The 15,235-nt window shown below is 75.4% G+C and carries 11 protein-coding genes; 5 read left to right on the forward strand and 6 right to left on the reverse strand.

The features are described from left to right. Positions 1–9 precede the first annotated feature (9 nt). A complete protein-coding gene (locus H9X71_RS05570; protein WP_191148696.1) occupies positions 10–681 on the forward strand; it encodes a YflT domain-containing protein in 672 nt (223 codons plus the stop codon). Positions 682–711: 30 nt separating this feature from the next. Here H9X71_RS05570 and H9X71_RS05575 read toward each other — a convergent pair whose 3' ends face one another. Together H9X71_RS05575 and H9X71_RS05580 are read right to left on the reverse strand one after the other, a co-directional pair. Beyond that, positions 712–2,331, reverse strand: coding sequence for an aminopeptidase P family protein (locus H9X71_RS05575; protein ID WP_191148697.1), 1,620 nt, complete (start codon positions 2,329–2,331; stop codon positions 712–714). A 49-nt stretch (positions 2,332–2,380) separates the two neighbouring features. Then, on the reverse strand, positions 2,381–3,418 hold the full coding sequence (locus tag H9X71_RS05580) for an endonuclease/exonuclease/phosphatase family protein (protein ID WP_244961823.1): 1,038 nt from the start codon (positions 3,416–3,418) through the stop codon (positions 2,381–2,383). 80 nt (positions 3,419–3,498) lie between these two features. On the opposite strand from H9X71_RS05580, the gene H9X71_RS05585 reads away from it, so the two are divergent. Beyond that, on the forward strand, positions 3,499–4,374 hold the full coding sequence (locus tag H9X71_RS05585; RefSeq protein WP_191148698.1) for a PHP domain-containing protein: 876 nt from the start codon (positions 3,499–3,501) through the stop codon (positions 4,372–4,374). A gap of 103 nt (positions 4,375–4,477) precedes the next feature. Here H9X71_RS05585 and H9X71_RS05590 read toward each other — a convergent pair whose 3' ends face one another. Next, the gene (locus H9X71_RS05590) at positions 4,478–5,992 is read right to left on the reverse strand and encodes a DEAD/DEAH box helicase (protein ID WP_191148699.1); all 1,515 of its coding nucleotides are present in this window, start codon (positions 5,990–5,992) and stop codon (positions 4,478–4,480) included. A gap of 149 nt (positions 5,993–6,141) precedes the next feature. On the opposite strand from H9X71_RS05590, the gene H9X71_RS05595 reads away from it, so the two are divergent. Continuing rightward, positions 6,142–6,861 (forward strand): ferritin-like fold-containing protein, encoded by a 720-nt coding sequence (locus H9X71_RS05595; protein ID WP_213017093.1) that lies wholly within the window; start codon positions 6,142–6,144, stop codon positions 6,859–6,861. Between the two features lie 65 nt (positions 6,862–6,926). Here H9X71_RS05595 and H9X71_RS05600 read toward each other — a convergent pair whose 3' ends face one another. Both H9X71_RS05600 and H9X71_RS05605 read right to left on the reverse strand, forming a co-directional pair. Next, positions 6,927–7,214: a hypothetical protein gene (locus tag H9X71_RS05600; RefSeq protein ID WP_191148701.1), complete on the reverse strand. Its 288-nt coding sequence runs from the start codon at positions 7,212–7,214 to the stop codon at positions 6,927–6,929. A 9-nt stretch (positions 7,215–7,223) separates the two neighbouring features. Further along, positions 7,224–7,448, reverse strand: coding sequence for a DUF3107 domain-containing protein (locus H9X71_RS05605; protein WP_012037881.1), 225 nt, complete (start codon positions 7,446–7,448; stop codon positions 7,224–7,226). Between the two features lie 189 nt (positions 7,449–7,637). Between H9X71_RS05605 and H9X71_RS05610 the strand changes: the two genes are divergently transcribed. After that, a complete protein-coding gene (locus H9X71_RS05610; RefSeq protein WP_191148702.1) occupies positions 7,638–10,910 on the forward strand; it encodes an ATP-dependent helicase in 3,273 nt (1,090 codons plus the stop codon). A 50-nt stretch (positions 10,911–10,960) separates the two neighbouring features. After that, a complete protein-coding gene (locus H9X71_RS05615) occupies positions 10,961–14,182 on the forward strand; it encodes an ATP-dependent helicase (RefSeq protein ID WP_191149096.1) in 3,222 nt (1,073 codons plus the stop codon). On the opposite strand, the gene H9X71_RS05620 is transcribed toward H9X71_RS05615, so the two are convergent. Beyond that, the gene (locus H9X71_RS05620; RefSeq protein ID WP_191148703.1) at positions 14,095–15,171 is read right to left on the reverse strand and encodes a phosphotransferase; all 1,077 of its coding nucleotides are present in this window, start codon (positions 15,169–15,171) and stop codon (positions 14,095–14,097) included. The genes H9X71_RS05615 and H9X71_RS05620 overlap by 88 nt on opposite strands. Positions 15,172–15,235 lie beyond the last annotated feature (64 nt).

A 15,235-nucleotide genomic window follows, 5' to 3' on the forward strand; every position in this document is an offset into this window, starting at 1 on the left:
ACTGGACGGGTGACGAACCCCCTCCTCGGACGCCCCTCCCGCGCACGCATGCCGAAGCTGCCGCAAGGCGAGCCGGTGGCCACCTACGAGACCTACGACGAGGCGCAGGAGGCCGTCGTCGCGCTGGCGGAGGCCGACTTCCCCGTCACGCAGGTGAGCATCGTCGGCAACGAGCTGACGAGCGTCGAGCGCGTGACCGGCAAGCTCACCTCGGCCCGGGCCGCGGCCGCCGGCGCGGCGAGCGGCGCGTGGCTGGGCCTCTTCCTCGGGCTCGTGACGTTCCTCTTCTCGCCCGTCCCGAACTTCTCCGTGGTGGTCGGCGCGGTGATCATCGGCGTCGGCTTCGGCGCCATCTACGGGATCGTCAGCTACAGCATCACGCGCCGCCGACGCGACTTCACGTCGGTGATGCAGGTCACGGCCACCAGCTACTCGGTGGTCGTCGAGCCCGACTCGCTGAACCGCGCGCGGAACGTGCTCGGCATCGGCGGAGCGAGCACCTCCGTCTACGGCGAGCCCGTCGTCGAGACGCCGCCGGTCGCGCCCGCGCCCGCGTCGCGGCCCGTGGGGCGGTACGGGGAGCGCGTGCCCGAGCAGGGCGGATCCGACGCCCCCGAGCCGACCGCGCCGCCGACCTCCACGGACCGGCCCGTGGGCGAGCAGGGCGCGCCCGGGGCCTGACCCCGCGCGCCCCGCCCATCGCCCGGTCGGCTAGGCGCGTCCCGCCATCCACGCCTCGACCTCGTCGGCCGTGCGCGGGATGCCCGCGGACAGGTTCTCGGCGCCGTCGCGGGTCACCAGGATGTCGTCCTCGATGCGCACGCCGATGCCGCGGAAGCGCTCCGGCACCGTGAGGTCGTCCGGCTGGAAGTAGAGGCCCGGCTCGATGGTGAAGACCATGCCGGCCTCCACGACGCCGTCGATGTACATGTCGCGGCGTGCCTGCGCGCAGTCGTGCACGTCGAGCCCGAGGTGGTGGCTGGTGCCGTGCACCATGTAGCGGCGGTGGTGCTGGGCGTCGGCCTGGAGCGCCTCCTCCGCGGTGACGGGGAGCATGCCCCAGTCGGCGACCCTGCGGGCGATGACCTGCATCGCCGCGGCGTGCACCTCGCGGAAGCGGATGCCGGGGCGCACGATGGCGAGCGCCGCGTCGGCGGCCTCGCGCACGGCCTCGTAGACCTCGCGCTGCACGTCGGTGAACGTGCCCGACACCGGCAGGGTGCGCGTGATGTCGGCCGTGTAGTAGCTGTCGAGCTCCACGCCCGCGTCGATGAGGATCAGGTCGCCCGGCACGACGCGTCCGTCGTTCCGGGTCCAGTGCAGGATGCAGGCGTGCGGGCCGGACGCGGCGATGGTGTCGTAGCCCACCGTGTTGCCGTCCGCCCGGGCGCGCGCGTTGAACACGCCCTCGACCACGCGCTCGCCGCGGGCGTGCGCGAGGACCGCGGGCATGTCGGCGATCACGTCGGAGAAGCCGCGGCCGGTCGTGTCGACGGCCTCGCGCATCTGCCGGATCTCGTAGGCGTCCTTGACCAGGCGCAGCTCGCTGGCGTCGCGGGCGAGGCGGGCGTCGCCGTCGGGGGCGTCGCCATCGACGGCATCCGCGTCCGCGGTCGCGGCGCGGGCCGCGTCGACGCGGGCGGCGAGCGCGGCGTCGGCCTCGCGGATCACGCGGACGTCGCCGGGCGCCTCGACGGCCGCGTCGACGTCGGCCAGCGGCGCGGTCGCGATCCCCAGGTCGGCCGCGACCTGACGGAGCGAGGGGCGCGGGCCGATCCAGAACTCGCCGATCTCGGCGTTGGCGTAGAACTCGTCGCTGTCGCGGCCGGCGCGCTCGCGGAAGTAGAGGGTCGCGGCGTGCGCGGAGCCGTCGGCGGACGATCCCTCGGCCACGGGTTCGAGGACCAGGACGGCGCCCGGCTCGCTGTCGGCGCCCCAGCCGGTGAGGTGCGCGAAGGCCGAGTGCGCGCGGAACGGGTAGTCGGTGTCGTTGCTGCGCTGCTTGAGGCGGCCCGCGGGGATCACGAGGCGCGCGCCGACGTGCAGCGCGGAGAGGCGGCGGCGGCGGTCGGCGGCGAAGGGCGCCTGCTCGCGGGCGGGCGGGTCGACCTCGTCGCGGTCGGCCCAGCTCGAGGACACGAAATCGGCGAAGGCCGTGCTCGCGGGCGTGGTGCTGCGGTTGGAGGTGGCGCGGGGGACGGGGGCGGCGCCCGTGCCGGCGGGCGCGGCGACCACGGGCGCGGCGGTCTCGGGGGCGGCCAGCGGCGCGGCCGGGTCGGCGGCGATGTCGGCGGGGGCGGTCTCGGACGCGGTGTCGGTGTTCTCGGCCATCCGTCGATCATCCCACCTGCCGCCGCGCGGGTCGGGTGGAGGGGTCGCGTCAGCGCAGGGGGGTGAGCTGCGCCACGATCGGGCGGTGGTCGCTGCCGGCGCCGTCCCGGTCCTCGACGACCCGGAAGCCCGTGACGGCCCAGCCGGGCGTCGCCATGATGTGGTCGATGGGCGTGCCGAGGAGCGCGGGGATCCCGGTGGGCCAGGTGCCGACGGCCCCGTTACCCGAGGCGCGCGCCGCGTCCACGCACTGGCCGAGGTCGGTGACCTGGTCGCGCTCGGTCGGCGTGCCGCCGTACCGGCTCATGTGGTCGAGGGTCGCGTTGAAGTCGCCCGCGATGATCACGTTGCCCTCGTCGCAGCGCTGGCCGAGCCACGCGAGGTCGGAGCGCCAGTTCTCCATCTGCTCGGGGATGGGGGAGACGGGGTGCACGGCCATGATGACGGGCCCCACGCCGTCGACGGGCTCCATGATGACGGTCGGCAGCACGCTGGTGGTGCCCCGCGACTCGTCGAGCCGGTAGTCGCCGTAGGCCGCGCTGATGAGGATGGTGGTGGACCGCGCGGCGGCCACGTCGTCGAAGGCCGCGGTGCGGACCCACATCGGCCGGCCCGCCTCGCGCATGAGCACGGCGATCTCCGCGCCCGTCTCCTCGCGCGTCTCGGGGAGCGTGATGACGTCGGCGCCGGACTCGATGGCGAGGTCGGCTACGGCCCGCGCGCCCGTCGCGCCGCCCAGCGTGTTCCAGGAGAGGACCGTGACGTCCGCGTCCCGGGGCTCCGCGAAGGCGGTGTCGCCGAGGCCGCGGGTCGCGAGGACGGCGGAGTTGGCGCCGATGAAGAGGGCGAGCAGGGCGGCGAGGCTGCCGAGGAGCCGGCGGCCCGGGCGGATGACCAGGAAGAGGATCAGGGTCAGCACCAGCATCGCGGCGGCCGCGGCCACGAGCCCGCCGCGGATGGCGACGGCGTGCGCGACGAGGTAGGTCTGCTCGAGGCCGAGGAGCTGCGGCCAGGTGGCGACGAGGAGTCCTGCGGCGGTGATGAGGATGACTGCTGCTCCGACGACCCGACCCATGACGTCGTCCACACTATGGCGGCTCTCTGGGAGCGAGCCGTCGCGGCCCGCGGGCGGCGGGACCGCGGGATCCCGCCGCGTAGGATGGCGGGATGCCTGAGGAGCAGCCGGGTCCCATCGACCTGCACACGCACAGCTCCGTGTCGGACGGCACCGAGACCCCCGCCGAGCTCGTCGCCCAGGCCGCCTCCCAGGGCCTCTCGACCGTCGCGCTCACCGACCACGACTCGACGGCCGGCTGGGCCGAGGCGTCCGACGCGGCGCGCGCGCACGGCATCGCGCTCGTCCCCGGCATGGAGATGAGCACGCAGCTCGAGTACGCGAGCGTGCACGTCCTCGCGTACCTCTTCGACCCCGCGGACGTCGACCTCGCCGCCATGACCGCGCGCGTGCGCACCGAGCGCATGACCCGCGCCGAGGCGATGGTCGGCCGCATCTCCCGCGACTACGCGCTCACCTGGGCCGACGTGCTCGCGCAGACCACGCCCGGCAGCACCATCGGCCGGCCGCACATCGCCGACGCGCTCGTCGCCCGCGGGCACGTGCCGACGCGCACGGCCGCGTTCGAGAGCATCCTGCACTGGCAGGGCGGCTACTACCGGCCGCACTACGCGCCGGACCCGATCCTCGGCGTCGAGCTGATCACCGCGGCGGGCGGCCTCGCCGTCCTCGCGCACCCCGGCGCCCGGGGCCCGGAGCGCGTGCTGTCGGACTCGCGGATGACCGCGCTCGTCGCCGCCGGCCTCTTCGGCCTCGAGGTGCGGCACCGCGACAACCCGCCGGAGTCGCGCGTGCGCCTGACCGCGCTGGCGGAGCGGTTCGGCCTGGAGGTCACCGGATCCAGCGACTACCACGGCGCGGGCAAGCCCAACCGGCTCGCCGAGAACTCAACCGAGCCCGCCGTGCTCGCGCGCATCGTCGAGCGGGCGACCGGCTGGGCTCCCGTCGTGCCGGTGCCGACGGCCTGATCCCGCCACCGCCTCGACCCGTCCAGGGCGGCGCACGCCGAACGTGCCGAGGGGCCGCATCCGGATGGATGCGGCCCCTCGGCGCGTGCGGTGCGGGTGCGCGCTACGACGTGGCGGTCGGGCGGTCGCCGCCCGAGCGGCGGCGGCGGTTGCGCGAGCGCGGACGGGTCTGGCCGTCGGCGTGCGGAGCGTCGTGACCGCCGGCCGTGTTCGGCTGCTCGCTGCCGATGGCGGAGGTGGCCTCGGCGGGACCGGAGCCCGTGCTGATGGTGCGGGTGCGCGTGCGCTCGCCGCCGCGCTCGCCGCCGCGTCCGCCGGAGCGGTCGCCGCCACGGCCTCCGTCGCGTCCGCCCGAGCGGCCGCCGTCGCGCCCGCCGTCGGAGCCGCGGCTGCCGGGACGCTCGCGCGGGGTGCCGTCGGGGTTGACCGTGGGGGTCGCGCGGAGGCGGCCCTTGGATCCGGCCGGGATGTCGAGGTCGGTGAACAGGTGCGGCGAGGACGAGTACGTCTCGGTGGGCTCCGGCTGGCCGAACTCGAGGGCGCGGTTGATGAGCGCCCACTTGTGCAGGTCGTCCCAGTCGACGAACGTGACCGCGATGCCGGTCTTGCCCGCGCGGCCCGTGCGGCCGACGCGGTGCAGGTACGCCTTGTCGTCCTCGGGGATGGTGTGGTTGATCACGTGGGTGACGTCGAGCACGTCGATGCCGCGCGCCGCCACGTCCGTGGCGATGAGGATGTCCTTCTTGCCTGCCTTGAACGCGGCCATGGCGCGCTCGCGCTGCTCCTGGTTGAGGTCGCCGTGCACGGCGGCGGCGTTGAAGCCGCGGTCGTTGAGCTCCTCGACGAGGCGGGCGGCGGCGCGCTTGGTGCGCGTGAAGATGACGGTCTTGCCGCGGCCCTCGGCCTGGAGGATGCGGCCGATGACCTCGTCCTTGTCCATGTTGTGCGCGCGGTAGACGAGGTGGCGGATGTTCGCCTGCATGAGGCCCTCGTCGGGGTCCGTCGCGCGGATGTGGATCGGCTTCGTCATGAAGCGGCGGGCGAGCGCCACGATCGGGCCCGGCATGGTGGCCGAGAACAGCATGGTGTGGCGGACCGCGGGGGTCTGCGCGAAGAGCTTCTCGATGTCGGAGAGGAAGCCGAGGTCGAGCATCTTGTCGGCCTCGTCGAGCACCATCTCGCGCACGTCCTTGAGCGAGAGCAGGCGCTGGCCCACGAGGTCGAGGAGGCGGCCCGGGGTGCCGACGACGATCTGCGCCCCGGCCTTGAGCTGCTCGATCTGGCCCTCGTACGCCTTGCCGCCGTAGATGGAGACGACGCTGGTGGCGCGGTGCGCGGTGGCGATCTGGAGGTCCTCGGTGACCTGCACCGCGAGCTCGCGCGTCGGCACGACCACGAGGGCCTGCACGCCGGGCTCGGGGGTGAGGCCGAGCCGCTGGATGAGCGGGAGGCCGAACCCGAAGGTCTTGCCGGTGCCGGTCTTGGCCTGCCCGATGATGTCCTGGCCGGAGAGCGCCAGGGGGATGGTCTGCTCCTGGATGGGGAAGGGTTCGAGGATCCCGTGGTCGGCGAGCGCCTGGACCATGTCCTCGTCGATGTTCAGTTCGGTGAAAGTCACGTTGTGCCCTGTCTAGCGGTGCGGTCCACGCCCGGTCTGCTGTCCTGGGGGCGCGATGGGGCCCTTCCGTTGAGGGACCACGGGCGAGTTTAGCGGGCGGGGGCCCCGACGCCGCCTCCCGCTCCCTATACGCTGGCCACGTGCTCAAGATGTTCGGACGCCGGTCGACGACGATCGAGGCGCCGCGGGTCAGGTCCCGCGGCGAGTCGAAGCGCCGCGCCGCCGCGCCCACCGTGAGCGTGGACGACTTCTCGCCCGACACCCTCCGCTTCCTCGGCGCCGTCGCGTACCTGCAGCTCACCGTGTTCGAGACGCTCTCGCGCGCCGTGACCGAGGCGCCCGACCTCGCGGGCAAGGAGGCCGTCTCCACGGCCGCCGGCATCGCGCTCGGCAAGCACCAGGCGCTCGCCGCGGAGATCAAGCGGCTGGGCGGCGACCCGAGCGCCGTGATGGAGCCGCACCGCGCCGCCTTCGACCGCTTCACCGGCACCGTCCAGGGCGCCGACTGGTACGAGAGCCTGCTCTCCTCCTACATCACCACCGGTCTCCTCGACGACTTCTTCGTGCGCCTCGCCTCGGGACTGCCGTCGGACCAGCGCCAGCGCGTCGTCGTGCTGCTCTCCTCGGGCGTCGGGCAGCAGGGGATCGTGGACGCGGTGCGCGCCGGGATCCGCCGCGACCCGCGCCTCGCATCGCGCCTCGCCATGTGGGGCCGCCGCCTCGTCGGCGACACGCTCCTCGTCGCGGGGACGGCCATGCGCGCGTCCCTCGCCGACCCGGACGACGCGCGCGTGCACCTCGAGCCCGTGTTCGCGGGGATCATCACGGCCCACACCCGGCGGATGGACGCGCTCGGCCTCACGGCCTGACGCGCGCCCCCGACGCGACGACGCCCGGTCCCTCGCGGGGCCGGGCGTCGTGTCGTGCGGGCGGATCAGCCGCCGATCGCCTGCAGGTCGCGGGCATCCGCGGCGGCGCGCCGTCGTCCCACGGTCACATCGACGAGGGCGGACACGACGGCCGAGACGCCGAGCGTCGCGATCCAGATGACGCCCTGGTCCCAGGGGAGCCCCGCCCACGTGAGCGCGACCCAGGCGACCATGGCCGCCGCCGCGCCCGTCGCGGGCACCAGCAGCGCGCCGTGCGTGGCGCGGTGGGGGAGCGCGTAGCGCGCGACGAGGCCGACGAGGGCGCCGAAGAGCGCGACGAACAGGAGCTCCACGGGCGTCGGCTAGCGGACGAAGCCGATGCGCGGGGCGTCCGCGCTGCCGAGCTCGACGTAGGCGAGGTGGGCGGTGACGGCGAGGTGCGTGGCGCCCTTGTCGTCGGTGAAGGAGATGAAGGGCGAGGAGTCGCGGACGGCGTCCGTGACGGTCCGCTGGACCTCCTCGGGCGTCTGCTTGGTGGTGAAGGAGAGCTCGCGGGCGGTGTTGACGAGGCCGATACGGATTTCCACGGGAGGTGCCTTTCGATGCGTCGGATGCGACGGTGCTCCCTTGAGGCTAGGGCACCGGCCGGAGCGCATCCGCGGCGTTCACTGAGGGCGGACGGGGGAGCGCGGGCGGGCGTCGGCCGGGCGCGGGGCCGCGCGCGGCGGCGCTCGTGCGGATCCGTCGAGGTCGGGGGCCGCCGGTAGCGTGGGCGCGTGACCATCCGGGGATTCCGCCAGCCGCCCGCCGCATCCGACCCGGGCGACGCGGGGCCCGCGGTCGAGCTGGACCCGTCGCAGCGCGCGGTCGTCGACCTGCCCGTGGGCGTCAGCGCCGCGGTGCTCGGGGCGCCGGGATCCGGCCGCACCACCGCGCTGCGGGAGCTCGTCGCCGACCGCATCCTCGCGCAGGGGCTCGACCCCGCCGAGGTGCTCGTGCTCGCGCCGTCGCGGGCGGCGGCCACGCGCCTCCGCGACGAGCTGGCGCTGCGCGTCGGGGTGCCCACGCTCGGGCCGCTCGCGCGCACCGCGACGTCGGTCGCGTTCGAGGTGCTCGCTCGGCACGCGGCCGCCACCGGCACCGAGCCGCCGCGGCTGCTCACGGGGGCCGAGCAGGACCAGATCATCGCCGACCTGCTGGCCGGGCACGAGGAGCTGGGCACCGGGCCGGCCTGGCCGGATCCGCTCGGCGTCGAGGTGCGCCGGCTCCGCGCCTTCCGCACCGAGCTCCGCGAGCTGCTCATGCGCGCGACGGAGGAGGGCGTGCGGCCGGATGCCCTCGCCGACCTCGGCCGCGCGCACGACGTGCCTGAGTGGGTCGCGGCGGCCGCGTTCGCGCGCGAGTACGAGGACGTCGTCGACTCCTTCCGCGGCGACCACCTCGACAGCGCGGAGCTGCTCGCGGAGGCCGTGCTGCGGGTGTCGCGCGGCGAGGCGCTCACGGGGATCCGGCTGGTGGTCGTCGACGACCTGCATGAGGCCACCGTCGCCACGCTCTCCCTCCTCCAGGCGCTCGCGGCGCGCGGGGCGGATGTCGTCGCGTTCGGCGACCCCGACGTCGCCGCCGCGACCTTCCGCGGGGCCGAGGCGTCGGCGCTCGGCCGGCTGTCGACCGTGCTCGGGCTGCCGGACCTCCGCACGCTCGTGCTCGACCGGGTCCACCGGCAGCCGCCCGCGCTCCGGGCGCTCACCTCGGCCGTCACCGCGCGCATCGGCGCGGCGGGCGCGGGGCGGCAGCGGCAGGCGGGATCCGCGCCCGGGCTCGTCGACGACCCGGATCCGATCCAGGTCATCGAGGCGCCCACGCGCGCCGTGGAGCTGGCCCGCCTCGCGCGCCGGCTCCGCGAGGAGCACCTGCTGGGCGGCGTGCCGTGGGCGCGGATGGTCGTGCTGGTGCGCTCCGGATCCCTCGTGCCCCAGGTCGCCCGCAGCCTGGCGACCGCCGAGGTGCCCACGCGCACGGCGGTCGCCGGGCGTGCGCTCCGCGACGACCTGGCCGCGCTCGCCCTCATCCGCGCGGTCGACGTGGTGCTCGGGCGCGTGCCGCTCACGCCGGAGCTCGCGGCCGAGCTCGCCACGGGGCCGCTCGGCGGGCTCGACGGGGTCGCGCTCCGCCGCCTCCGCCTCGCGCTCCGCCAGGAGGAGCTCGCGGGCGACGGCCACCGGTCGAGCGACGAGCTGCTCGTCGAGGCGCTCGCGGCGCCCGGCCGGCTCGAGACGCTCGACCTCGCGCCCGCCCGGCGCCTCGGCCGCCTCGCGCGCTCGCTGCAGGGCGGGCGGGAGCTCGCGGCCGCGGACGGCACCGTCGAGGAGCTGCTCTGGCACCTGTGGGAGGGATCCCGCCTCGCGCCGCAGTGGTTCGAGCAGGCGCTGCAGACCGGCATCGTCGCCGACCAGGCCAACCGCGACCTCGACGGCGTCGTCGCGCTCTTCACGGCCGCGCGGCGCTTCGTCGAGCGGAACCCGGGGCGGCCCGCCTCCGACTTCGTCGAGGAGCTGCTCGGCGCCGAGGTGCCCGAGGACACGCTCTCGCCGCAGCCGCTCGCCGACACCGTGCTCGTCGCCACGCCGTCCGCGGTCGTGGGCGCCGGGTACGAGGTCGTCGCGGTCGCCGCGCTGCAGGAGGGCGTCTGGCCGAACCTGCGGCTGCGCGGATCCCTGCTGCACCCCCAGCGCCTCTCCGCCGTCGCCCGCGGGCTCGACCGGGCCGACGTCGACGAGCGGGCCGAGGTGCTCTCCGACGAGCTGCGGATGCTCGCGCTCGCCGTCTCGCGCGCGTCGCGCGTCGTGGTCCTCAGCGCCACCGCGAACGACGAGGAGGCGCCGTCGCCGTTCCTCCGGCTCGTGCCGCCCGCGCCCGGCCTCGCCGAGGCGGAGGCGGGCGCCGAGGCGGGGCGCGTGGCGCAGGACGCGCCGGCCGCGCTGCGCATCCGGCCCGACCACCCGCTCTCGCTCCGCGGCCTCGTCGGCGCGCTCCGGCGGGAGCTCGCGGTCGTGCACCGCGACGCCGTCCTCCTCGACGACGGACGCGTCGCCTCCGGCGACCGCACGGCGCGCCGCTCCGCCGACGCCACCCGCGAGCGCGGCCTCGCCTCCGCCTCCGCCCTGGCGCGCCTCGCCGCGGAGGGCGTCACGGGCGCGGATCCGGCCGAGTGGTACGGCCTGCGCGCGCCGTCCACGACGGAGCCCGTCGTCGACCTGGCCGACCCCGAGGCGCGCGTGCCCGTGTCGCCGTCGCGGCTCGAGGCCTTCGAGCGCTCGCCGCTCAACTGGTTCATCGACCAGGCGTCCGGCGGATCCACGAGCACGGCCATGGGCATCGGCACCATCGTGCACGCCGTCATGGAGGAGGCGAGCCTCGATCCCGACGCCGACCTCCGCCCGCCCGCCCTCGAGGCCCGGCTCGACGAGCGCTGGGGCGAGCTGCCCTTCGAGTCGCCCTGGGTGGGCGAGCGCGAGCGGCGCCAGGCCGGCGAGCTCATCGCCGGCGTCAGCGGGTACCTCCGCGACTTCGCCGCGGACGGCGGGCGCATGCTCGCGGCCGAGGGCTCCTTCGAGCTGGAGGTGGGCGTCGCGCGCCTCCGCGGCACCATCGACCGCATCGAGCTGACGAAGGAGGGGCAGGTGGTCATCGTCGACCTGAAGACCGGGCGCCACTACCCGACACGTGCTGAGATCCCCGCGCACGCGCAGCTGGGGTCGTACCAGCTCGCGTTCGTGGAGCGCGCGCTCGCGCGGGTGCCCGAGGAGGCCCCGTCCGGCGGCGCGAAGCTCCTGTACGTCTCGGGCGGCACGCGCGGCCTGCCCTACCGCGAGCTGCCGCAGGAGCCGCTGACGCGCGAGGAGCTCGACGGGTTCCGCGCGCGCATCGCCGACGCGGCCCAGGGCATGGCGGGCGCGACCTTCGAGGGCACGCCGGACCTGGGGGAGCGGGATCCGGGATCGGCCCGGCGGTACCGCATCCACCTCGTGCGGGCGGTGTCGGCGTGAGCGGCGCGGAGGCGAGCGGCGCGGAGGCGGCCGCCGCCGGCGACGGCGGCATGATCAGCGCCCGCCGCATCGCGGAGACGCTCGGCCTGCCGAACCCCACCGAGCAGCAGCGGCGCGTCATCGAGTCGCCGCTCGAGCCCGGCCTCGTGGTCGCGGGCGCCGGCAGCGGCAAGACGGAGACCATGGCGAGCCGCGTGGTCTGGCTCCTCGCCAACGGGCACGTGGGCGTCGAGGAGATCCTCGGCCTCACCTTCACGCGCAAGGCCGCGGGCGAGCTCGGGGTGCGCATCCGCGCGCGCATCGAGCAGCTGCAGCAGGCCGGGCTCGCGGCCGCCCCCGCGGACGCGTTCGCCACGCCCACTGTCCAGACCTACAACGCGTTCGCCAACGGCATCTTCCGCGACAGCGCCACGCTCATCGGGCGCGAGGCGGAGTCCGTGGTGCTCACGGAGGCGTCCGCGTGGCAGCTCGCGCGCCGGCTCGTCGTCGAGAGCACCGACCCGCGGCTGCTCGAGCTCGGGCGGGGCGTTGATCCCATCACCCAGGCCGTCATCTCCCTCAGCCGCGCGATGGGCGAGAACGTCGCCGACCCCGCGGAGGTCGCGCGTCTCGCCGACGCGTTCGTCGGGCTCGGCGAGCTGCCCTTCGGATCCGCCCGCATCCGGAAGGCGCCCGCCGCCGAGGCCGTCGCCGCCGTCGGCGCGCTGCCGCCGCTCGTCGACCTCGCCGTGCGCTTCCAGGAGGAGAAGACCCGGCGCGGGCTCGTGGAGTACAGCGACCAGGTCGCCTTCGCGCTCGCCATCTGCGAGCGCGTGCCGCAGGTCGTCGCCGAGCACCGGAAGCGGTTCCGCGTCGTGCTGCTCGACGAGTACCAGGACACCTCCGTCGTGCAGACCCGGCTCCTCGCCACGCTGTTCGGCGGCACGCCCGTCATGGCGGTGGGGGATCCGCACCAGTCCATCTACGGCTGGCGCGGGGCGAGCGCGGCGAACCTCGCGCGCTTCGGCGCCGACTTCGCGCCCGAGGGCGCCGCCGGCGCGGACGTGCCCGTGTACGCGCTCTCCACCAGTTGGCGGAACCCGGGCGCCGTGCTCGGGGCCGCCAACCGCATCGTCGAGCCGCTCACGGCCGCGTCCAGGATCCCCGTCGCCCGGCTCGAGCCCCGCCCCGACGCGGGCGACGGCCGCCTCGACGTCGCGTACGAGGAGACCGTCGCCGACGAGGCCGCCTCCGTCGCGGCGTGGTTCGCCGACCGGCTGCGGCAGCAGGGATCGGACGGCCGCCCCCGCTCGGCCGCCCTGCTCTGCCGCTCGCTCAAGACCATCGAGCCCTTCACGACGGCGCTCGCCGACCGCGGCGTGCCGTTCCGCGTGCTCGGCCTCGGCGGTCTGCTCGACCAGCCGGCCGTCGTCGACCTCGTCTGCGTCCTCCGGGTGCTGCACGAGCCCACCGCGGGCAGCGAGCTGGTGCGCCTGCTCACGGGCGCGCGCTGGCGCATCGGCACCAAGGACGTGCACGCCCTGTCGCGCGTCGCGTCGTGGCTCATGTCCCGCGACCCCGCGCAGAGGGAGCTCGCCGCCGAGGTGCGCGCGGGCCTGCGCGCCTCCGTCGTGCCGGACGAGGTGGGCTCCGTCGTCGACGCGCTCGACTTCGTCGCCGGCGCGCCCGACGGCCACCGCGCGCTCGCGGGCTTCAGCGAGGAGGGCCTCGCGCGGCTCCGCGCCTGCGGTCGCCAGCTGCAGGTGCTCCGGTCCCGCGTCGGGCTCGACCTGGTCGACCTGGTCACGGTCGTCCAGCAGGAGCTGCTGCTCGACATCGAGGTCGCGGCCAACGAGACGGATCCGCTCGGCCGCGCCAGCCTCGAGGCCTTCACCGAGCAGGTGGCCGGCTACCTCCAGGGCGACTCCGCGGGCACGCTCGGCCCGTTCCTCGCCTGGCTCGCCGAGGCGGAGCGGCGCGACAACCTCGCGCCGCGCACCGAGGAGCCGGAGCCCGGCACCGTGCAGATCCTCACCATCCACGGCTCCAAGGGCCTCGAGTGGGACGTGGTCGCCGTGCCGCGCATGGTCGAGGGCGAGCTGCCCGGCACGCTGCGCGAGAAGCGCGGCTGGGTCGCGTTCGGCGCCCTGCCGTTCGAGTTCCGCGGCGACTCCGCCGAGCTGCCGTCGCTCGCCTGGCGCGGCGCCCTGACGCAGAAGGACTTCGCCGAGGCGATGGAGGCCTTCGGCGAGGAGCTCGAGGAGCGCAACGCCGCCGAGCAGCGCCGGCTCGCGTACGTGGCCATCACGCGCACGCGGTCCGACCTGCTGCTCACGGGGTCGTTCTGGTCCACGCAGCAGAAGCCGCGAGGGCCTGGCGCGTTCCTCCGCGAGATCCAGGAGGTCGGGCTCATCGCGCCCGACGCGCTGCCCGAGTCGCCCCAGCTCGAGGAGAACCCGCTCGAGCCCGGATCCGCGCGCGTCGCCTGGCCCCTGCCGCCGCTCGGCCCGCGGGAGGCCCGCGTGCGGGCCGCCGCCGAGGCCGTGGCCTCCGCCGACCCGCACGCCGAGACCGTCTGGACGCGCGACATCAACCTGCTCCTCGCCGAGCGCGACGCCCGCGCGCGGGACGCCGAGCTCGTCGACCTGCCCACGCGCATCCCCGCGTCGCGCTTCAAGGACTTCGTGAGCGATCCCGCGGGCGTCGCCGCCCGGCTCCGCCGCCCCATGCCGGAGCGCCCCTACCGGCAGACCCGGCTCGGCACGCTCTTCCACGGCTGGGTCGAGGCGCGCTACGGGCCCGCCGGCACGGCCGACGTCATCGACGCGTCCGGCGTCGAGCTCGACCAGGACCCGACCGAGCCGCCCGTCGAGCAGGAGGACCTCGACCGGCTGCGCGCGACCTTCGAGGCGAGCGAGTGGGCGAGCCGGAGGCCCGAGGAGGTCGAGGTCGAGATCCACATGGAGCTCGCCGGCCAGGTCGTCATCTGCAAGATCGACGCCGTGTTCCTCATCGACGGCCGGTACCGCGTCGTCGACTGGAAGACCGGCCGCACCCCGAAGGACGCGGCCGACCTCGAGCTCAAGCAGCTGCAGCTCGCCCTCTACCGCCTCGCGTTCGCGAAGTGGCGCGGCATCGACCCGGACCTCATCGACGCCGAGTTCTACTTCGTCGCCGAGGACCGGTCCCTGCGACCGGAGTGGCTCTACTCCGAGGAGGACCTCGTGGCGCTCTGGTCGGGTGCGCGCACGCCGGACGCGTCGCGCGGGCCGTCGGGGCCGACGGTGGGCTGAGGCCGGGAGTCGAGCATCTCCTCGACCTGGTCGACGTCCATCACGGGCAGCGTCTCGTGCGAGATGCGGTGGCCCTCGTCGGCGCGCACCGTGTCGACGAGCGCGCTGAGCATGTTGACCGCGTCGTCGATGATGCCCTGGTCGCGCGTGTCGGTGCCGTGCAGCAGCCAGCGGGCGATCTCGAGCTCCGCGTAGAGGAGCGCGCGCTGCTTCAGCTGCCGGTCGACGGTCACGTGGTGCGCGGAGTTGTACGCGCGGAACACGCTCTCGGCGACGTGCTCGGCGCGCGCGCCCAGCACCCAGTGCAGGTCGTGCGCGGGGTCGGCGACCCGGAGCTCCGACCAGCCGATGACGCCGGTGACGGCGTCGCCCTCGACGAGGAACGACGACGCCTGCACGGCGCCGTTCACGACGGCGGGCTGGAACTGCCAGAGCGACGCGTCGTCGAGCGCCTCCTCCCAGCGGGAGAGCAGCAGGCTCGGCACGAGCGCGGTGGCCGCGGCCCGGTCGATGAGCGCGGCGGTCTGGCTGTGGATCTCGGCGGCCGAGAGCACCGGCAGCCCCGCGTCCGCGACGAACCCGGTCGGCAGGCTGTGCACGGCCGAGACGGCCGCGCCGATGGAGCGGGCGAGGCCCTCGCCCGCGGGGATCTCGTCGAGCGCGATGACCCGGCCGGGCACGTGCTCGTAGACGAAGCCGCGGGTCGGCTTGATGGGCGCCTGCCCCAGGAACTCGGGCACGCGGAACGGCAGGCGGGAGCGGATCCCGGTGCTCAGCGCCCGCAGCGCGACGAGGTCGGCGGACTGCTCGGACTCGGCCGCCTGCGTCGTCGGGACGCGCACGAGGAGCTCGCGGCCGTCCTTCGTCGTGAGGAGCGCGGAGTCGAAGTCGCCCGCGCCGCCGGCCGTGAAGGGGGAGCTGCGGACCACGTCGAGCCCCGCGACGGCCGAGGTCGCCAACGCGGCTAGAGTGAGGTGGGATCTGGCCATGCCTTACAGGTTAGGTCGCCGGGAGCCCTCCGTCTCACCGCGCCACGCGCTTCCGGCCCCACAC

The sequence above is a fragment of the Clavibacter zhangzhiyongii genome (genome assembly GCF_014775655.1).
GTDB classification, from domain to species: domain Bacteria; phylum Actinomycetota; class Actinomycetes; order Actinomycetales; family Microbacteriaceae; genus Clavibacter; species Clavibacter zhangzhiyongii.